Here is a 19,309-nt window from a genome sequence, read left to right as displayed (position 1 = left end):
AGGGCGATTATTTGCGGGGCTTTCGGGGATTGTCAATTAGAAGTTATACGATGACTTGACGAGTTGTCGTCGGACCCCTGTGGGAGCGGGCTTGCTCGCGAAAGCGGTGGTTCGGCTTGCACGGGTGTTGACTGTGCTACCGCTATCGCGAGCAGGCTCGCTCCCACAGGGGATCCGGTTTCAGTTCATGATCATCGGGGGCAGGGTGCCCAGGAGGGAAACCGCTGCCACCGCGCCAATCCCCAGCAACCATTCGACGATCACACTGGTTTTCAGCGTGGCGAGGCGTTGCTCGCACTCCTTGATTCGCAACCGATTGAATAACGCCAACCCCAGCATCATGGCGACCAGCACCACCTTGATCAGCAGAATCAACGCAAACCCTGACAGCAGCGGCGTCGGCCAGAACTGCCCGGTGAGGACGCGCACGTTGATCAAACCGGTCACCAGCAACCCGGCGACCAAGGCGTAACCGACGCCACTGAAACGCTGCAGCATTGCGCGTATGTCATGGTTTGCCGGTTGCCGCAGGATCATCACCAACAGCATCAACCCGCCCAGCCAGGCGCCGACGCAAGTCAGGTGAATGATTTGATTGAGGATCAGCCATTGGCCTTGAAGGCCGTCGAGCATGGCGCCATGGCCGACCGGGGCGAGGGTCGCCAGCAGCAGGCTCGCGAGGCCGATCCGCAGGGAATGGCTGGAGCGCCAGGGCGTCAGCAGCAGTGCCACTAGCAAGGCATTGAACAGCAAATGCCAGCGCCAGACCTGACCGAAAAACGTATTGCCCAACACGAGCCGCAGGGTCGACGGATCGAAGGCTGCGTCCCAGGCCCCGGCCATGCTGGCGGTGATCAGCAGCAACCAACAGACGCCGGTCACCAGCGCCATCGCCGCGAGCCATCGGGTCACTCGCGCCAGCGGTTGGTTCAGCGCCGTGTCTCGGGTTAGCAGCAGAGGCCCGAACACCCAAGCCCCGAACAGTATCAGCTCCACGGTGAAATGCACAAAGCGGCACAGCACCATGGCGCTGGTCATGAATTACTGGCCAACCTTGAAGCTGTAGGCGCCTTCGCTTTTGTGGGTATCGACCGACACCGCATGCCATTCGACTTTGTAGGCTCCCGCCGTCAAAGGCACGGCTGGCGTGACGATCAAGGTCTTCTTGTCACTGCCTTCGGTGGCCAGGTTTTTCACCGGCACATCGGCGCCCTCCTTGCTGATCGTGACCTTAGTGAAGGTCGCTTCGACGCCTTCGGAAAACACCAGGCGCAATTCCGTTGGCGCGGCCACGGTGCTGTCGGCGGCCGGGGTCTGGCTTTTCAGATGGGCATGGGCAAACACCGACGAGGCGGCGAGCAGCGAACCGAGCAGGGCGGCGGTGGTCAGGGCTTTCTTGAGCAGCATCGTGAATACCTCAGAGGCAAGTTCGAAGAGGCGCCAGTTTACCTGCGAGCACCCGGGTAAACGAAGTTTCGTTTTTCCCTTGTCGCCGCGAGGTAGAGCGGATGCTAGTCTTGGCCAACGCTGTTGTCAGGGAGCCCTCATGGGCAATCACAAGATCGAGATTCGTCGCAGTAACGTCGAGAAGATTTTGCTGGGGGCCGAAAAGGTCTTCGCCGAAAAAGGCTTCGGCGGCACCGCCATGGCTGACATTGCCGCAGAGGTGCAACTGCCGCGCTCCAACCTGCATTACTACTTCAGCACCAAGACCGAACTGTACAGCGCGGTACTTTTCGATCTGCTGGAAGTCTGGAAGCAGGACGCGTTGTGCTTCGAGATGTTCGACGATCCACGCGTGGTGCTCAGCAGCTACATCCGCGCCAAGATGAACCACTCGCGCAGCCGGCCTTATGGGTCGAAAGTCTGGGCCAATGAAATCATCCACGGCGCACCCACCCTGGGCGTGGCGCTGGACGCGAGCCTGTACGACTGGGCCAAGATGAAAGAAGCGAAAATCCGCCAGTGGGTGGACGACAAACGCATCCTGACGGTGGAGCCTTCAAGCCTGCTGTACATGATCTGGGCATCGACCCAGCATTACGCGGACTTTGATCATCAGGTGAATATCCTCAATGACCATCAGCCGCTGTCGGACATGCAGTTCGAGCGGGCGGTGCAGACGGTGACGAGTGTGATATTGCGGGGGATCGGGTTGGAGCCGTAGATCAAAAGATCGCAGCCTCGTTTCACTCGACAGCTCCTACAGGGAAACGCATTCCAATGTAGGAGCTGTCGAGTGAAACGAGGCTGCGATCTCTAGATCTTGATCCTAAATATCAAACCGCAACATGGTACGGATTCCTCGGGTCATGATTCCAGTCCAGAAACGGCTTGCCGTTCTCCATCGGCACCATCTCGATGCAATCCTCCACCGGGCAAGTGATCTGGCACAGGTTGCAGCCGACGCACTCATCATCAATCACTTCATACTTATGCGTTCCGTCTGCCTGCTTCAAACTGGCCACCGCCTGGTGCGAGGTATCTTCGCAAGCAATGTGGCAACGTCCACAGCCAATGCACGCGTCCTGATCAATCTTCGCGATCACCTGATAGTTGATATCCAGGTACTTCCAGTCCGTGGTATTGCCCACTGCGCGACCGGAAAATTCCGGGATGCTGGCGTAACCCTGACTGTCCATCCAGCGTGACAGACCGTCCTTCATCTCCTCGACAATGCGGAAGCCATGCAGCATCGCCGCGGTGCACACCTGCACCGAGCCGCTGCCCAGAGCGATGAATTCCGCCGCATCACGCCAGCTGCCAATGCCACCAATGCCGGAGATCGGCAGGCCTTGGGTCTGCGGATCACGAGCGATTTCAGCGACCATGTTCAGCGCAATCGGCTTCACCGCCGAACCGCAATAACCGCCATGGGTGCTTTGGCTGCCCACGGCAGGGTTGGCGACCATGCGCTCCAGATTGACGCTGGTGATCGAGTTAATGGTGTTGATCAGCGACACCGCATCCGCACCGCCACGATGGGCCGCACGGGCGGCGACGCGGATGTCGGTGATGTTCGGCGTGAGCTTGACGATCACCGGCAGCGAGCAATACGTCTTGCACCAGCGGGTGACCTGCTCGACGTACTCCGGCACCTGGCCTACCGCCGCGCCCATGCCCCGTTCCGGCATGCCGTGGGGGCAACCGAAGTTCAGCTCGATGCCGTCGGCGCCCGTGGCTTCCACCAGCGGCAGGATGAATTTCCACGACTCTTCGACGCAGGGCACCATCAGCGAAACGATCAGCGCGCGGTCCGGCCAGTCCTTTTTGACCTGGGTGATTTCCCGCAGGTTGATTTCCAGCGAGCGGTCGGTGATCAGCTCGATATTGTTGAAGCCCACCACTTCACGGTTGGCACCGAAGAGCGCGGAGTAACGCGAGGACACGTTGACCGCCGCCGGGTCTTCACCCAGGGTTTTCCAGACCACGCCGCCCCAGCCGGCCTCGAAGGCGCGAACTACGTTGTAGGCCTTGTCGGTCGGCGGCGCGGAGGCCAGCCAGAACGGATTGGGGGATTTGATGCCAGCGAAGACAATCGAGAGATCGGCCATTTACGCAGCCTCCACGTTGAGCATCAGTTGAGCGTTGATGGCCTCGGCCGCCCGTTTGCCATGCTGCACGGCTTGCACGGTGAGGTCCTGATCAAGGCTGGTGCAGTCACCGCCGGCATACACGCCGGGGATGCTGGTGCGCAGCTGTTCATCGACCTGGATTCGGTCGCCTTGGCGCTGGAGTTGGCGTGCCAGCGGATCGGCGAGGGCACTTGCATCGAAGGCCTGGCCGATGGCTTTGAAGATCGCGTCGGCAGCCAGTTCGAAGGTTTCGCCGGTGGCTTGCAGACGACCGTCCACCAGGTGCGTGCGGGCGAAGCGCATGCCGCGCACGTTGCCTTGGTCATCGAGCAGCACTTCTTCAGGTTGTGCCCACGTCAGCAAGCGCACCTGATTGGCTTTGGCGATGTCCTGTTCGTGGCCGGTAGCGCCCATTTCCTCGACGCCGCGGCGGTACACCAGATTCACGTCGTGGGCGCCGAGGCGGGCCATTTGCACGGCCATGTCGATGGCCGTATTGCCGGCGCCAAGGACGATGCAATGATCCGCCAGCGGCAGTTGGCTCAGGTCATCCGCCTGACGCAGTTCACGGATGTAGTCGGTGGCAGCGAGCAGGCCGGGTGCGTCTTCGTGAGGCAAGCCGAGTTGCTTGCTGGCGGCCAGGCCGAGGCCAAGGAACACCGCGTCGAATTGCTGATGCAGTTCGCTGAGGGTCAGGTTCTCGCCGAGTTTCTGGCCGTGACGGATTTCGATGCCGCCAATTTGCAGTAGGAACTCAAGTTCCTGCTGCGCGTAGTCATCCACCAGTTTGTACTTGGCGATCCCGTATTCGTTGAGGCCGCCAGCCTTTTCCCGTGCCTCGAAAATCACCACGTCGTGGCCGTGCATCGCGCTGCGGTGCGCGCAGGACAATCCGGCCGGACCGGCACCGACCACGGCGATGCGTTTGCCGGTGGCGGCGGCGCGCTGGAAGGGGTGTTCGCTGAAGTGCGCATTGTCGACGGCGTAACGTTGCAACAGGCCGATCAACACCGGTGCGCACTCGTGATCGTTGTTGCGCACACAGGCTTGCTGGCAGAGGATTTCTGTCGGGCACACCCGGGCGCAACTGCCGCCGAGGATGTTCGCCGAGAGGATTTTCTGCGCGGCGCCCTGAACGTTTTCCTGATGGATGTTGCGGATGAAGGACGGGATATCAATCTCGCTCGGGCAGGCATTCACGCACGGCGCGTCGTAGCAATACAGGCAGCGCGAAGCTTCCAGGTGCGCCTGACGGTCGTTGAGTGGCGGTGCCAGGTCGGTGAAGTGGCCGGCGAGGGCGGCCGCATTCTCATAGGGATGCGGGAGGTGGTTCAGGGACTTGATCACGGTGTTGGCCTCACGGTTATTGAGGTGATGCCTCTATCGGGCATTGGTTTTTGTGTTGCCTGGGCCGACGCCATCGCGGGCAAGCCACGCTCCCACATTCGGAATGCATTCCCCTGTGGGAGCGAGCCTGCTCGCGATAGGCCGAAGGCCGCTTTCAGCGTTTCACAGCCGTCGGCCTGTTCAACTCAGCCCGCTTGCTCAGCAAATCAAACACCGCCGGATACGCCGGCCGTTCGACATACCGCCCGGCACCACGCTCAGCCCGCAGATCACCATCGGCCCACACCACCCGGCCCTGGCTCACGGTATGGCTCGGCACGCCGCGCACGGTTTTGCCTTCGAAGATGTTGAAGTCGACCTGCTGGTGGTGGGTCTTGGCCGAAATAGTCCGCGTCCCCTCTGGGTCCCACAGCACCAGGTCTGCATCCGCACCCACGCGAATCGCACCTTTACGCGGGTAGAGGTTGAAAATCTTTGCGGTGTTGGTGGAGGTGAGCGCCACGAAGTGCTGCATCGACAGACGGCCGGTGTTGACCCCTTCATCCCAAAGCACAGCCATGCGGTCTTCAATGCCGGCGGTGCCATTGGGGATCTTGCTGAAGTCATCGCGGCCGGCGGCTTTTTGCTCGGCGCAGAAGCAGCAGTGGTCAGTGGCGGTGGTGTGCAGGTTGCCCGATTGCAGGCCATGCCAAAGCGCCTCTTGATGGCCGCGAGGACGGAAGGGCGGGCTCATCACGTAACCGGCGGCGGTCTGCCAGTCCGGGTGTTGGTAGACGCTGTCGTCCAGCAGCAGATGCCCGGCCAACACTTCGCCGTAGACCTGCTGGCCCTTGCTGCGGGCGTAGGTGATTTCGTCCAGCGCTTCCTTGGTCGAGACATGCACCAGGTACAGCGGCGTGCCGAGGGTTTCGGCAATGCGGATGGCCCGGCTCGCGGCTTCGCCTTCCACTTGAGAAGGGCGCGACAGTGGATGCGCTTCGGGGCCGGTCATGCCCTGGGCCATCAACTTGCGTTGCAGGTGATACACCAACTCACCGTTTTCCGCGTGCACGGTCGGCACCGCGCCGAGTTCCAGGCAGCGCTCGAAACTCGCCACCAAGGTGTCATCGGCCGCCATGATCGCGTTCTTGTACGCCATGAAATGCTTGAAGCTGTTGACCCCGTGCTGGCTAACCAGCTCCGCCATTTCCTCGCGCACCTGTTCGCTCCACCAGGTGATCGCGACGTGGAAACCGTAATCCGATGCCGACTTCTCGGCCCAGCCGCGCCACTGATGAAAGGCTTCCATCAAGGATTGCTGCGGATTGGGAATCACGAAGTCGATGATCGACGTGGTGCCACCGGCAAGGCCTGCCGCAGTGCCACTGAAGAAGTCTTCACTGGCCACGGTGCCCATGAAGGGCAGTTGCATATGCGTGTGCGGGTCGATGCCGCCGGGCATCAGGTATTGGCCGCTGCCGTCGAGCACTTCGGCGCCGGCCGGAACATCGAGATTGTCGCCGATGGCTTTTATCACGCCGTCGGCGCAGTAGACGTCGGCGCGATAACTTTCATCATGGGTAATAACGGTGGCGCCACGGATCAACAGAGACATTCCGAGTTCCTCGCAGGCAATGACCGACTTATGTCGATTCTAAATGTTTTATATGAAGCCAGCGCAAACAGGTGTATTCCTGTCAACGCTGTCAGGAATAGAAACTAGTCTGAGTTTATGGAATGAGCAAGAATATTTTTTATAAGCTTATGACTGTTTTAATGTATTGATTAATAAAGATTAAATTGTTAAATCACCAAAATGGTGTGGCCCCGAACCATTTTGACGCACTTGACAGGTTCTCAAAATGAACGAGATTTCTTATGTGAAATCAGCTGCTTGAGGATGGTCTATGGTTGATGCGCAACTTTGAAAAAAAGACCCATGCACCAGATTGAGCCCTGACGGTTCGGACAACTTGCCCGGCATTCGGCCTGAGTGAACAGGCAAGTAACCGAGGGACCATTTGAACTGTATATAAAAACTGATAAACATCAGTTGGTTGCGAAGTTTTTGTGGAACTGCCCGATGCGCAAACGGGGTGGCCGGCACGCTTATTGATGCCACCAGTCCCTGATGAGCAAAAAATAATTCAAAGAACAGTGGAGCGGCCATGCAACAGATCAGATCGCAAGTGACCGAGCGCGACGGCTTGTTTGAGCTCGAAGCCGGCAGCGACGTCCTCGACAGTCCCCGTTACAACCACGACATGGCACCGACCAAGGTGCGCGAGCGAACCTGGAACAAATGGCACATCACCGCGCTGTGGGTCGGTATGGCGATCTGCGTGCCGACTTACACCCTAGGCGGCGTGCTCACTGCTTATTTCGGCTTGAGCGTCGGCGAAGCGCTGCTGGCGATTCTGTTCGCCAACATCATCGTGTTGATCCCGCTGACCCTCAACGCCTTCCCCGGCACCAAGTACGGCATTCCGTTTCCGGTGCTGCTGCGTTCGTCCTTCGGCATCCTCGGCTCCAACGTTCCTTGCCTGATTCGGGCGCTGGTGGCGTGCGGCTGGTTCGGCATTCAGACGATGTTCGGCGGGCTGGCCATTCACCTGTTTCTCGGCTCGGTGTTCGACGGTTGGAAAGCCCTCGGCGGGACCGGTGAAGTGATCGGCTTCATGGTGTTCTGGGCCTTGAACCTGTGGGTGGTGATTCGCGGTGCGGACTCGATCAAATGGCTGGAAACTCTCTCCGCACCGTTGTTGGTGCTGGTGGGCGTCGGCCTGCTGGTGTGGGCCATGCCGAACGTGTCGATGACCGAACTGATGGCGATCCCGCCCAAGCGCCCGGAAGGTGCGAGCGTGGTCAGTTACTTTGCCGCCGGGCTGACCGCGATGGTCGGGTTCTGGGCCACTTTGTCCCTGAACATTCCGGACTTCAGCCGTTATGCGAAAAGCCAGAAGGACCAGATCGTCGGGCAGATTATCGGCTTGCCCCTGACCATGTTCCTGTTCGCCTCGCTGGGCGTGGTGATGACCGCCGCCTCGGTCAAACTGGTGGGCGTCACCGTCTCCGACCCGGTCACCCTGATCGGCCACATCCAGAGCCCGGTCTGGGTCGCGTTGGCCATGGCGCTGATCATCATTGCCACACTGTCGACCAACACCGCGGCCAACATCGTGTCGCCGACCAACGATTTTCAGAACGTCGCGCCCAAGCTCATCAACCGCACCAAAGCGGTGATTCTCACCGGCCTGGTCGGCCTGGCGCTGATGGCCCATGAATTGTTGAAGAAGCTCGGGTTGATCGTCTCGGATGTGAGCCTGGAGACCGTGTATTCGAACTGGCTGCTGGGCTATTCGAGCCTGTTGGGGCCGATCGCCGGGATCATGGTGGTGGACTATTTCCTGATCAAGAAACAGCAACTGGACCTGGCCGGGTTGTATCGCGATGACGTGTACCCGGCCTGGAACTGGTTCGGGTTTGTCGCGTTTGGCGTGCCGGTGGCGTTGACGCTGCTGTCGCTGGGCAGCGATGCGTTCAGCTGGTTCTACAGCTATGGCTGGTTCACCGGCTCGGCGTTGGGTGGGCTGATTTATTACGGGTTGTGCTCGATGCGGCCTAGCCCGACTGTCGTGAAATCGGCGGTGTGAGCACTGGCCTCATCGCGGGCAAGCCCGCTCCCACAGGGATTGAGGTCGTACACAAATGCTGTGTACATCCGATTCACTGTGGGAGCGGGCTTGCCCGCGATGACGGCCTCGAATTCCCCGATGAAATACCTGACGAAACCTATAACAACTGCCTGAGGAGATCACTATGAACGCTGCCGTAGACGTTCTGCAGTCCACCCATCAGCACATCAACCGCGACCGCTTGTGGCAGTCGCTCATGGAGCTGGCCAAACTCGGTGCCACGGTCAAGGGTGGCGTCTGTCGCTTGGCCCTGACCGATCTGGACCGCCAGGCCCGGGACATTTTCGTCAACTGGTGCGAGGAGGCCGGCTGCACCGTCAGCATCGACGCCGTCGGCAACATCTTCGCCCGCCGCCCCGGCCGCAACCCGAACCTGCCTCCGGTGATGACCGGCAGCCACATTGACACCCAACCCACCGGCGGCAAGTTCGATGGCTGCTTCGGCGTGTTGGCCGGTGTCGAAGTGCTGCGTACCCTCAACGATCTCGGCGTGGAAACCGAAGCGCCACTGGAAGTGGTGGTCTGGACCAACGAAGAAGGCTCACGATTCGCCCCGTGCATGATGGGCTCCGGTGTGTTCGCGGAAAAATTCACCCTCGAAGAAACCCTGGCCAAGGTCGATGCCGATGGCGTCACCGTTGGCGAAGCGTTGAATGCCATCGGCTACGCCGGCCCACGCAAGGTCAGCGGCCACGCCGTCGGTGCTTATTTCGAGGCGCACATCGAGCAAGGCCCGATCCTCGAAGACGAACACAAAACCATCGGCATCGTCATGGGTGCCCTTGGCCAGAAATGGTTCGACCTGAAACTGCGCGGCGTCGAAGCCCACGCCGGCCCGACGCCGATGCACCTGCGCAAGGATGCCCTGGTCGGCGCCGCGGTAATCGTCGGTGCAGTGAACCGCGCCGCCCTCGGCCATCAACCGCACGCCTGTGGCACCGTCGGTTGCCTGCAAGCCTATCCCGGCTCACGCAACGTCATCCCCGGCGAAGTGCGCATGACCCTGGATTTTCGTCATCTGGAACCGGCGCGCCTGGACTCGATGATCGCGGAAGTGCGCGCAGTCATCGAAACCACCTGCGAGGAGCATGGCCTGACCTTCGAACTGACTCCCACCGCGGACTTCCCGCCGCTTTACTTCGACAAGGGTTGCGTCGAAGCGGTACGTGGGGCTGCCCAAGGCTTGGGCCTGTCGCACATGGACATCGTCAGCGGAGCAGGGCACGACGCGATCTTCCTCGCCGAACTCGGCCCGGCCGGGATGATTTTCGTGCCATGCGAAGGCGGCATCAGCCACAACGAAATCGAAAACGCCGCGCCGGATGATCTGGCGGCCGGGTGTGCGGTGTTATTGCGAGCCATGCTGGCGGCCTCGGTAGCGATTGCCAGCGGCCAGTTGGCGGCCTGAAGTGCGAACACGATCGTAGACTTTGGCAGCGCCTGCGCCGCCGAAGCCTACGATCTACAGTGACTCAGTGGCGCGCCTGCATTGCTTTGAAGATCAGCATCCCCGCAAGCATCGCGATGACAAACACCCAGGCCTGCCAATGCCCGGTTGGCAATAACACCAGCGCGGGCCCGGGGCAGACGCCCGCAATGCCCCAACCGACCCCGAACAACAGGCTGCCAGCGATCAAGCGTCGATCGAGTTCACGACTGACCGGCAATTGCATCGGAGCGCCCAGCAAAGAGGTGGGGTGTTTCATCGCCCAATGAAACGGCGCCCAGGCCACCGCAATGGCAGCGATCATCACCAGTGCCAGGGAGGGATCCCATCGACCGGTGATATCGAGAAACCCCAGCACCTTTGCCGGGTTGGCCATGCCGGCCAACAGCAGGCCGATGCCGAACACCAGGCCGGCGAGGAAAGCGCTCAGCTTTTTCATGCTCAAAACCCCAACAGATGACGCATCACAAACACGGTCACAAAGCCTGTGCACATGAAGCTCAACGTCGCGACGATGGAGCGGGGCGACAGTCGCGAGATGCCGCACACCCCGTGGCCGCTGGTGCATCCCGAGCCATATCGGGTGCCGATCCCGACACACAATCCAGCGATGATCAGCCCCACGGCGCCCGTCTTGAATTCAATGGTCGGCCAGGCCTGAAACAACGCCCATAGCAGGGGGGCGACCAGTAGCCCGAGGATGAACAAAGCTTTTTCACCTCGACCGGAATCGCCGGGTGACATCAGGCTGCCCAGCAACCCACTGATCCCGGCAACCCGTCCATTGGCCACGACCATCACGCTGGCCGCCAAGCCGATCAGCGCGCCACCGGCCAACGCGGACCACGGGGTGAAGTTAATCGTATCGAGCATCATCGCCATTCTCCTGGCCGGTAACTAACAGCCTGCAAGCACGCGCCTGCTTGAGCTTAGAGCAGCACCTGCGAGAAAACCTTACGACCCAACGGTTGCCCACGGAAATCAATGGTGCCCAAGGGGTGATCGTCAGGGCGGACGGTATCATCAGCGCGTCGTTGACCTTTGATTTTGATCAGACGGGGCAGGTGAGCCGGATTTTCATCATGCGTAATCCGGACAAGTTGGCGGGGCTGGAAGCGTCATTGCTGTTGCAGTAGTTGAACCTGATACGAAGAAACCCCGGGCAGATCGGATCTACCCGGGGTTTCCTGTTTCAAGCGGCCCAAAGCCGTTGATCAATAACGCTGATACTTCGAACCAAACTCAGGGCGGTTTTCAGCGACGTAGAGTTTGCTGGCCTGGATGTCTTTGTGGTCAACGCCGACAGTGTTCACGTTCAGTGTTGCCGGTTGGCTGACGTTGGCTGCCGCAACGACTTGCGAGGTGGCATGTGGGGCGGCGATGGCGGATGTAGCGCCAAGAACTGACAGGGCGAAACCTAGACCAATGATGCTTTTCATGATGTTGCTCCAGTAGTGTGGGGAGAAGATGTGGCCACTGTAGTGCTGGAGCGTCGCGATGAGAAAACACCCTTGCGCATAGTTGATATCGAGCGCGTTGATCCACTATCAGCGGGGTGTGGTGTCGCTGAGCCAACGCTGCTTGAGTTGTTCGAGCCGTCCGTCGCGTCTCATCTCATCCAGCGCCTGCTGCCAGCGCGCCACCTGACGAGCATCGGTGAGCGGGGAAAACGCAATGTAGGTGCCTTGCTTCATCAGTGGCATTTGATAATGCAACTGACTGGGCGCCAGGCCTTCTTCCCGCGCCAGGGTGGTGATGGAGAGGGTGTCCGCCACCACGAATTCGGTACGGCCCAGGCGCGCCAGGCGCATCATTTGTTCGGGCGTTTCCACGCCGTATAAGTTGTTCAAACCCTGCTTCTGCAAATAGCTGTAGACCAGCCATTTTCGCGGGACGACGATGCGCCCCAGGCTACCGGCGTCCTGCAAATTGTGCACCGGTTGTTGGGTGCCGTTGGCGGAATAGAGTGCCGTTTCCACTTCCATCAACGGGCCGACCCACTGGTATTGGCCATCGCGCTCGGCGGTGCGCAACACGGTAAACACGCCAGTGGCAGGTTCGGTGGTTGCGACACGCAAGGCGCGCAGTAAAGGGACTTGTTGAATATGCACCTGATCGCCGGCGCTTTCGGCCAGCGCCTGCACCACATCGACACCAAATCCCACCAGTGTGTTGCCTTGCTGGAAATGCAGGGGCGGATGGTTGTCGGTGAGCAGGTTAAAATCGGCCGCCACCGCGGTAAATGTCAGGAAAGACAGCAGGCAACCGGCAATGCGCTTCATGAATCGTCCTTGATCGAATGAGGTGCAAATCTTAGTACGGGCTCATTCAACTGTCCCGAGAATTTGTCGGACTATTTCGTCAAACTTGAGGATTTATGGGTGTTGTAAACACTAAACAACTGTGGGAGCGAGCCTGCTCCCACATTTTATCTCCGCAGTGGCGGGCATATTGATCAGTAGCGCTGATATTTCGAACCGAACTCAGGGCGATTCTCCGCGACGACAATACCCCCTTGTACGGCATTCTTCGGGCTGATCGACGCGACACGTTCGCGCAATTCTTGCAGACGATCAGCGCCACCTTCGGCGACGCGATTCTCGATCAGGTGATCGGAACCACCTTCAGCCACACGATTGTTTTGCAGGTTTTCAGAGCCATATTCAGCGACGCGATTCTGTTGCAACCGGTCCGAGCCACCTTCCACCAACAGTTGCTGGATCTGGCTGTGGGACGCAGCGCTGACGGTATTGGCCGACGCCAGGTTCGACAGGCCGAGGCCGCCAACCAGTGCCAGACCGAGTGCCAGGGACGAGACTTTCGAGAAGTTGAACATGGTTGATTCTCCGTGCGCTTGAATGTGTGTGGGTCGGTAGCTGCTGCTATCCGGTGAACACAGTTAAACGCCGGGGTGTATCGGTGATGTGTGCTTGAACGTGCTGAAATCGGCTTCTACGTATCCGTTCGGGGTTCATATACAGACGGATACAAAACCCATGCGACTTTGCGCATAGCGCGGCTTTGGTCTCGTTCGAGAATCTGGAACACGCTCTGTAGTTACCCTGTGGCGAGGGGATTTAGCGTAACGTCGCACCGCACCGCACCGCACCGCCCCGTTCGGCTGCGCAGCAGTCGTAAAACCCGAACGCACGGTCTATCTGCCCGCGATCCAGCACTTTTACTGAATGACTGCCGTCAGCGTTTGCAGGTCATGGAAAATCGCCGCCATCAGTTGCATGCGTTCTTTCAGATAAGCGGCAATGCGTGCCTGCATGGCATTGAACGCCTTGGCGGCATGGGCGACTTCGGTCGGGCCTTTTTCGTCCAGGTGCACCGCGTGGGTGTTCGGATCCAGGGTGCCCGGCAGGTCTTCGCCCAGCAGGAAACGTTTCATGATTCTGCGCCGAGCAGTTCCACGGGGTAGGAGAACACGTAGCCTTCGCTGCGCACCGTTTTGATGTAGGTCGATTCCCGGGAGTCATCCATCAGCCGTTGGCGCAGACGGCTCACCAATAAGTCGATGGAGCGGTCGAACAGGTCGGCATCGCGGCCCTGGGTGAGGTTGAGCAACTGGTCGCGACTGAGCACGCGCTGCGGGTGATCGAGGAAAACCCGGAGCAAGCGGTATTCGGCGCCACTGAGCGCAACCATCGTGCCGTCCTCGTCCAGCAAGTGGCGGGCGGTGGTGTCCAGGCGCCAGCGGCCAAACCCCAGCAACCGGCCGCTTTCGGTAATCAGCAGGTTGGGCGGCAGCATCCGGGTGCGGCGCAGTACGGCGTTGATTCGCGCCAGCAGTTCGCGGGCGGCGAACGGTTTGGTCAGGTAGTCGTCGGCGCCCATTTCCAGACCAAGGATGCGGTCGGTTTCGTCGTTGCGGGCGGTGAGCATCAGTATCGGAGTGGCCTTGTGTTTGCCTGAGCGCAATTCACGGCACAGCAACAGGCCGTCATCACCGGGCATCATGATGTCGAGCACGATCAGGTCCACGGTGTTGGTTTCAAGAAAGCTGCGCATCTGTCGGCCATCGGCGACCACCGTGGTGCGCAGGCCGTTCTTTTTCAGGTAATTGCCGACCAGTTCGCGGATCTCGCGATCGTCATCGACGATCAGGATGTGGTTCACGTGTTCCATTGCTCAACCCTCTTATTATTCGCAGTCGCGCATTCTAGGGAGCCGCATCGCACCTGCCTGCCGGCCTTTGTATCTCACTGTATCTGGAGGTGACTTTGATACAGGGGCATACAAGACGGCTTTTTCAGGGGCGGATGTATCGAACTGTATCGGGTGCCCTGTGTGACACCTTACGCCTTAATAGTCCCGGTTTTACGACACATGGCAGATACCTCTGGCCGTTTAAATGGGTTCCATCGAGACAGGACGACTTGCCTCGCTCCACTGCCCATTACGACGTCGAGGACATCATCATGAACTGGAACAAACTGCTTGCCGCTGGCTTCTTTGCAGTACTGAACGTTGCAGCGTTTTCGGCGCATGCGGATGTTCAGACCCACAGTACCCATCTGGATATCAAGAAGGTGATTTCCACTGTAGAAGATGGCGGGGCAAATTGCGGGATTGTGAATGCGCGGATGACGTATCTGGATTCGAGCGGTACGCAGAAGGTATTGGATTACAGCAAGTTTGCGGCGTGTGGCAATCAGGGCGGCTGATCTCGGCGGCCTTCGGACCAACCATTTTCCCCGATGTATCCCGACTCCCAGATGTACCCAGTCCAACTGTGGGAGCGAGCCTGCTCGCGATGGCGGCCTGGCCGCCGACCAATCTCTTTCAGGTTTACATATCCATTTCTGCGGTAACGGCCGCTGGCGGTTTCGCTCTTACAGCGAGTCCCTTTTGGCAAACGCCCCAAAAGGAACCAAAAGGTCTCGCCCCGGCGTCCGACCCCTCGCCTAGGCTCGGCGTGCCTTCGCTCCGGCATTCATCTGGGGGCATCGCCTCCGGTCGGCTTCGCTTCGACCTCCTCTCGATGTGTGCGGCTTCGCCGCACGGCGCTACGCGCCTACCCCCCAGATGAACGCCTCCACTCAGCCTCCCGAAGGGGCGGGTAGATCAAGATCAGGAGCTGCAGGCGAGCTAACGCTCGGCCTGATGAGTGGTGAGAAGCGAACGGTTCACGCTGATCCAGTGTGGGAGTAAGCCTGCTCGCGATGGCGGCCTGACAGCCGACCATTTTCTTGCAGATGTACACCAACCCCCTGTGGGAGCTGGCCTGCCAGCGATGGCGGCCTGAAAGCCGACCATTTTCTTGCGGATGTACACCAAGTCTTGTGGGAGCGGGCTTGCTCGCGAAGGCGGTGTGCCATTCAGCATTAATGTTGGATGACACTCCGCCATCGCGAGCAGGTTATTGGGTGATTGTCAGGCGCCGTGCATCACGCAACCACCTGATAACAAGGAACATAAGCCGCGCCACCCGGCAGTTTCATCCGGTGCTGCGCAACGAAGGCCTTGAGCAGTTGATCCAGCGGATGCATGACCGCCGCATCGCCACGAATCTGGTAAGGCCCGTGTTCTTCGATCAGGCGGATGCCCTTGTCCTTGACGTTGCCGGCGACGATGCCGGAGAACGCGCGGCGCAGGTTGGCCGCCAGTTCGTGGGGTGGCAGGTCGCGGCTGAGTTTCAGGTTGGCCATGTTTTCGTGGGTCGGGTCGAACGGGCGCTGGAAGCCTTCGTCGATTTTCAGCAGCCAGTTGAAGTGGAACGCGTCATTGCGCTCGCGGCGGAACTGTTTGACCGCTTTGAGGCCTTGGGTCATCTGGCGCGCGACTTCGGCTGGGTCGTCGATGATGATTTCGTAGTGTTGTTTCGCGGCATCACCCAGCGTTGCGCCGACAAACGCGTCCAGTTGCTCCAGATACGGCGCCGCATGTTTCGGCCCGGTGAGCACCACGGGGAAGGGCAGGCCCGCGTTGTCCGGGTGCATGAGGATGCCGAGCAGGTACAGGAACTCTTCGGCCGTGCCGGCACCGCCCGGGAAAATGATGATGCCGTGGCCTACGCGCACGAAGGCTTCCAGGCGTTTTTCGATGTCCGGCAGGATCACCAGTTCGTTGACGATCGGGTTCGGCGCTTCGGCGGCGATGATGCCGGGCTCGGTCAGGCCCAGGTAGCGGCCGCCGTGGATGCGTTGCTTGGCGTGGGCGATGGTCGCGCCTTTCATCGGGCCTTTCATCACGCCGGGACCGCAGCCGGTGCAGATGTCGAGGCTGCGCAGGCCCAATTCGTGGCCGACTTTCTTGGTGTATTTGTATTCTTCGGTGTTGATCGAGTGGCCGCCCCAGCACACCACGATCTTCGGCTCGACGCCGGGGCGCAGGGTGCGGGCGTTGCGCAGCAGGTGGAAGACGTAGTCGCTGATGCCCTGAGACGTGCTCAGGTCAATGCGCTGGGCGTCGAGCTCGTTTTCGGTGTAGACGATGTCACGCAGGGCGCTGAACAGCATTTCCCGGGTGCTGGCGATCATTTCGCCGTCGACGAAGGCGTCGGCCGGGGCATTCAGCAGTTCCAGGCGGACGCCGCGGTCCTGCTGGTGGATGCGGATTTCGAAATCTTTGTAGGCTTCCAGAATGGTCTTGGCGTTATCAACATGGGCGCCGGTATTGAGGATGGCCAGGGCGCACTGGCGGAATAAGGTGTAGGTGCTGCCGGATCCGGCTTCGCTCAGTTGCTGTACTTCACGTTGAGAAAGGGTTTCCAGGCTGCCCTTAGGGCTGACGGAGGCGTTGATTACTTGTCGTTGGGTCATTCGATGATCCTTAAAACGATGCCGTTCAAACAGGCAAATGGCATCCGAATAGTGTGTATCCATGAAAGAAGATGGCACGAACTGCGCTGTATCGCCATGTTCCAAGGTGACGATGAAAAGATGAAGAGGCGCCCAGCATAGCTAAATCCTGCACAGGGGCGATAATGCACCGCAGTCTTTTCGCTCACCGAGCCTTTTACCACTGATGCAGGGAACCCCGTCACGATGTTCGAAATACAGCCGATGAACGCCGAACTCTTTCGAAAGCAGACGCGGCGCAGCACGGTCATTATTGCGCTGATATTCCTGGCGCTGGCGATGGTGCTGTCCACCGCAGCGGTGGCGTTGTTCGGCGAGCCTGGGGGCGACAATCTGCGATTTAATGTTGGCGGCGTGTTTGTCGCGGTGCTGCTGATGGCGGCGCTGATGCGCGGCACGTTCTGGTCTCAGGCCTGGATGGCGCCAGCGGTGTATGGCTGGCAACTCAAGCGCAGCCTGATGAGCATCACCAATGTGATGCATCAGGTGACAGCGGCGGTGGAGACGGGTGATCCGACGGCCATGAAGTTGCTGCGTTTCTACCATCTGGGCTTGAGCCAGATGCACGAACTGGACGGTAACTCCAGCGACCATGGGCAATTGAGCCGGGAAATGGAGCAACACAGGGCGCGGATGGAAGCGCTGGGCCTCGACACCGAACAGACGCAGTTGAATCCCGCCTGGCTTGAAGCGGTGAAGCAGACGCCGAAGTAAATCCCGTGGGACGGCCTCGTCACCCCCACACCAACCCGTCACAACGCGAGCGAATCGCCTATCTTGTTTCTGGTGGGGCATAGCGGTCCGAGTGTCAGACACGACTGGATGGCGCTAAAAGGGCGAACGGGAAATTTCGCCATGTCATAACGATTAAGGAAGCGTCATGGGACATCCGTCCATCAACGACCGTATTGAACACACCCGGCCCACCGCGCCTTGGGTGCCGGAGAAGATTGAGTCCAGGCTCAGGGTCCGTTACGCGGTTGTTTTGCTTGTGGCCGTGTGCCTGTCGATGACGGCCATTGTGATCTGGGAAGTCTGGAACTCGCGTCAGTACCACTTGCATGACAAAGCAGTGGCGATGTCCAACCTCGCCCAGACCTTGGCGTCACAAGCGCAGTCGTCGATCAAACAAGCCGATACGCTGCTGTTTGCCTTAGTGGACCGCGTCGAAAACGAGGGCGTGGCCCCGGCGCAGCTGCCCAGATTCAGACGTTTGCTCGCCGCCCAGCGCAGTGAGCTGACTCAGCTCCATGGCTTGTTCGTATTTGACGAAAAAGGGGGATGGATCGCCAATTCCAACGGTGCGGATATACCCGACGCGAACAATTCCGACCGTGAATATTTCATCTACCATCGCGATCATCCTGACCGCGGCCCGCATATCGGTCCGTCGATCAAAAGTCGATCGACCAGCGAATGGATCATGACCGTGTCACGCAGGATCAATCATCCGGATGGCAGCTTCGCCGGTGTGGCGCTGGCAACGATCTACCTCAACCATTTCCTCGGGCTGTACGACAGCATCGACATGGGTAAAAACGGCGTGATCAACCTGATCGCCGACGACGCCACCATCGTCGTTCGCCGGCCATTCAACGAAGCAGAAGTCGGCACCAGCGTCGCCAAGGGGCCGCTGTTCACGCAGCTGTTGCCCAAGGGCAGTTCCGGCACGGCAACCGTCAAGTCTTATGTGGATGGTGTCGAGCGAGTGGTGGGGTTTCGGCGGGTCGAGGGTTATCCGCTGATTATCTTTGCCGCGCTGGACAAGGATGATGTCCTGGCCGGCTGGCGTGAGGAGTCAATCCTCAGTGCCGCCATCGTGCTGTTGCTGCTGGTGTTTCTGGGAGGGCTCGGCTATCGCCTCATTCGCTTCATGAAGCAGCAGAACCACATTCAAAGCGTGTTGCTCGATGCCCAGGAAAAGCTCATCGAGGTCAACCGCAGCCTTGAATTGCTGGCGCTCGAAGACGCACTCACCGGGCTCTCCAACCGGCGTCAGTTCGATCTGTTCATTCTCGCGGAAATGGGCCGGGCCCGGCGCACAGTGACCCACCTCGCCATGCTGATGATCGATGTCGATCACTTCAAGAGCTTCAACGATCGTTATGGGCACGTGGCGGGTGATGAGTGTCTGCGCAAAATCAGCGCGATCATCAAGGACAACATCAAACGCCCCGGCGATCTGGCCGCCCGCTATGGTGGCGAGGAGTTCACGGTGGTGCTGCCCGGCACCGACTATGTGGGGGCGTTTCTGGTCGCCGAAAAAATTCGTCGTGCGGTCCAGCAGGCCGGGATCGAACACAGCGAATGCGCGGAGGGTACGGTGACCGTCAGCGTGGGGGTTTGCGCCTACAACCCGGCCTCGCAGGATCAGCCCGACGACCTGGTCAGTGCTGCGGACAAAGCGTTGTACGTGGCCAAGGCCAGTGGGCGGAACATGAGCGTCATCGCCAACTGACT

At 59.7% G+C, this 19,309-nt stretch carries 19 protein-coding genes and 2 pseudogenes; 7 read left to right on the top strand and 14 right to left on the bottom strand.

Annotated elements, in window-relative coordinates:
- Positions 1–180: 180 nt before the first annotated feature.
- Positions 181–1,038 carry a copper homeostasis membrane protein CopD gene (gene copD, locus ACA075_RS16745; RefSeq protein WP_497293942.1) on the bottom strand — a complete coding sequence of 286 codons (858 nt, stop codon included), beginning with the start codon at positions 1,036–1,038 and terminating at the stop codon, positions 181–183.
- Between the two features lie 3 nt (positions 1,039–1,041).
- Positions 1,042–1,407: a copper homeostasis periplasmic binding protein CopC gene (gene copC / locus ACA075_RS16740; protein ID WP_497293940.1), complete on the bottom strand. Its 366-nt coding sequence runs from the start codon at positions 1,405–1,407 to the stop codon at positions 1,042–1,044.
- A gap of 139 nt (positions 1,408–1,546) precedes the next feature.
- Here copC and ACA075_RS16735 point away from each other — a divergent pair, with 139 nt between their 5' ends.
- Positions 1,547–2,167, top strand: a complete 621-nt coding sequence (locus ACA075_RS16735; protein ID WP_497293938.1) for a TetR/AcrR family transcriptional regulator — start codon at positions 1,547–1,549, stop codon at positions 2,165–2,167.
- Positions 2,168–2,279: 112 nt separating this feature from the next.
- Here the strand turns inward: ACA075_RS16735 and preA are convergent, their stop codons facing one another.
- The 4 genes from preA to ACA075_RS16715 all read right to left on the bottom strand — a co-directional run bounded on the left by preA (position 2,280) and on the right by ACA075_RS16715 (position 7,071).
- A complete protein-coding gene (preA, locus tag ACA075_RS16730; RefSeq protein ID WP_010455094.1) occupies positions 2,280–3,554 on the bottom strand; it encodes an NAD-dependent dihydropyrimidine dehydrogenase subunit PreA in 1,275 nt (424 codons plus the stop codon).
- Positions 3,555–4,922: an NAD(P)-dependent oxidoreductase gene (locus tag ACA075_RS16725; RefSeq protein ID WP_497293936.1), complete on the bottom strand. Its 1,368-nt coding sequence runs from the start codon at positions 4,920–4,922 to the stop codon at positions 3,555–3,557. It lies immediately after the preceding gene.
- Positions 4,923–5,076: 154 nt separating this feature from the next.
- Positions 5,077–6,516, bottom strand: coding sequence for a dihydropyrimidinase (gene hydA / locus ACA075_RS16720; protein ID WP_219094811.1), 1,440 nt, complete (start codon positions 6,514–6,516; stop codon positions 5,077–5,079).
- 261 nt (positions 6,517–6,777) lie between these two features.
- Positions 6,778–7,071, bottom strand: a complete 294-nt coding sequence (locus tag ACA075_RS16715; RefSeq protein WP_497293934.1) for a hypothetical protein — start codon at positions 7,069–7,071, stop codon at positions 6,778–6,780.
- On the opposite strand from ACA075_RS16715, the gene ACA075_RS16710 reads away from it, so the two are divergent.
- A complete protein-coding gene (locus ACA075_RS16710) occupies positions 7,070–8,554 on the top strand; it encodes an NCS1 family nucleobase:cation symporter-1 (RefSeq protein ID WP_497293932.1) in 1,485 nt (494 codons plus the stop codon). The genes ACA075_RS16715 and ACA075_RS16710 overlap by 2 nt on opposite strands.
- Positions 8,555–8,720: 166 nt before the next feature.
- Positions 8,721–10,004 carry a Zn-dependent hydrolase gene (locus ACA075_RS16705; RefSeq protein WP_497293931.1) on the top strand — a complete coding sequence of 428 codons (1,284 nt, stop codon included), beginning with the start codon at positions 8,721–8,723 and terminating at the stop codon, positions 10,002–10,004.
- 64 nt (positions 10,005–10,068) lie between these two features.
- On the opposite strand, the gene ACA075_RS16700 is transcribed toward ACA075_RS16705, so the two are convergent.
- The gene (locus ACA075_RS16700) at positions 10,069–10,482 is read right to left on the bottom strand and encodes a DUF6691 family protein (protein ID WP_497293929.1); all 414 of its coding nucleotides are present in this window, start codon (positions 10,480–10,482) and stop codon (positions 10,069–10,071) included.
- Between the two features lie 2 nt (positions 10,483–10,484).
- Positions 10,485–10,919: a YeeE/YedE family protein gene (locus ACA075_RS16695; RefSeq protein ID WP_497293928.1), complete on the bottom strand. Its 435-nt coding sequence runs from the start codon at positions 10,917–10,919 to the stop codon at positions 10,485–10,487.
- Positions 10,920–10,999: 80 nt separating this feature from the next.
- On the opposite strand from ACA075_RS16695, the pseudogene ACA075_RS16690 reads away from it, so the two are divergent.
- Positions 11,000–11,179 (top strand): annotated as a pseudogene (locus ACA075_RS16690) (RNA polymerase subunit sigma-24); the annotation flags it as partial.
- Positions 11,180–11,257: 78 nt separating this feature from the next.
- Here ACA075_RS16690 and ACA075_RS16685 read toward each other — a convergent pair.
- The 5 genes and pseudogenes from ACA075_RS16685 to ACA075_RS16665 form a co-directional block, all read right to left on the bottom strand.
- Positions 11,258–11,482: a hypothetical protein gene (locus tag ACA075_RS16685; protein WP_497293926.1), complete on the bottom strand. Its 225-nt coding sequence runs from the start codon at positions 11,480–11,482 to the stop codon at positions 11,258–11,260.
- Between the two features lie 108 nt (positions 11,483–11,590).
- The gene (locus ACA075_RS16680) at positions 11,591–12,325 is read right to left on the bottom strand and encodes a substrate-binding periplasmic protein (protein ID WP_497293925.1); all 735 of its coding nucleotides are present in this window, start codon (positions 12,323–12,325) and stop codon (positions 11,591–11,593) included.
- A gap of 173 nt (positions 12,326–12,498) precedes the next feature.
- A complete protein-coding gene (locus ACA075_RS16675; protein ID WP_497293924.1) occupies positions 12,499–12,879 on the bottom strand; it encodes a hypothetical protein in 381 nt (126 codons plus the stop codon).
- A gap of 363 nt (positions 12,880–13,242) precedes the next feature.
- Positions 13,243–13,398, bottom strand: a pseudogene (locus tag ACA075_RS16670) (two-component sensor histidine kinase); the annotation flags it as partial.
- Positions 13,399–13,433: 35 nt separating this feature from the next.
- On the bottom strand, positions 13,434–14,174 hold the full coding sequence (locus ACA075_RS16665; RefSeq protein WP_219094804.1) for a response regulator: 741 nt from the start codon (positions 14,172–14,174) through the stop codon (positions 13,434–13,436).
- 293 nt (positions 14,175–14,467) lie between these two features.
- On the opposite strand from ACA075_RS16665, the gene ACA075_RS16660 reads away from it, so the two are divergent.
- Positions 14,468–14,713: a DUF2790 domain-containing protein gene (locus ACA075_RS16660; protein ID WP_497293923.1), complete on the top strand. Its 246-nt coding sequence runs from the start codon at positions 14,468–14,470 to the stop codon at positions 14,711–14,713.
- A gap of 723 nt (positions 14,714–15,436) precedes the next feature.
- Here ACA075_RS16660 and ppnN read toward each other — a convergent pair.
- Complete coding sequence (gene ppnN, locus ACA075_RS16655; RefSeq protein ID WP_010455076.1) at positions 15,437–16,810, bottom strand: nucleotide 5'-monophosphate nucleosidase PpnN; 1,374 nt, start codon at positions 16,808–16,810, stop codon at positions 15,437–15,439.
- A gap of 225 nt (positions 16,811–17,035) precedes the next feature.
- On the opposite strand from ppnN, the gene ACA075_RS16650 reads away from it, so the two are divergent.
- Both ACA075_RS16650 and ACA075_RS16645 read left to right on the top strand, forming a co-directional pair.
- Complete coding sequence (locus ACA075_RS16650) at positions 17,036–17,563, top strand: DUF3087 domain-containing protein (protein ID WP_497293921.1); 528 nt, start codon at positions 17,036–17,038, stop codon at positions 17,561–17,563.
- A gap of 166 nt (positions 17,564–17,729) precedes the next feature.
- Positions 17,730–19,307 (top strand): sensor domain-containing diguanylate cyclase, encoded by a 1,578-nt coding sequence (locus ACA075_RS16645; protein WP_497293920.1) that lies wholly within the window; start codon positions 17,730–17,732, stop codon positions 19,305–19,307.
- Positions 19,308–19,309 lie beyond the last annotated feature (2 nt).

It is taken from the genome of Pseudomonas sp. LBUM1663, assembly GCF_059695905.1.
Note: the sequence above shows the minus strand (reverse complement) of the source record. Positions and strands in the feature narration are given on the sequence as shown.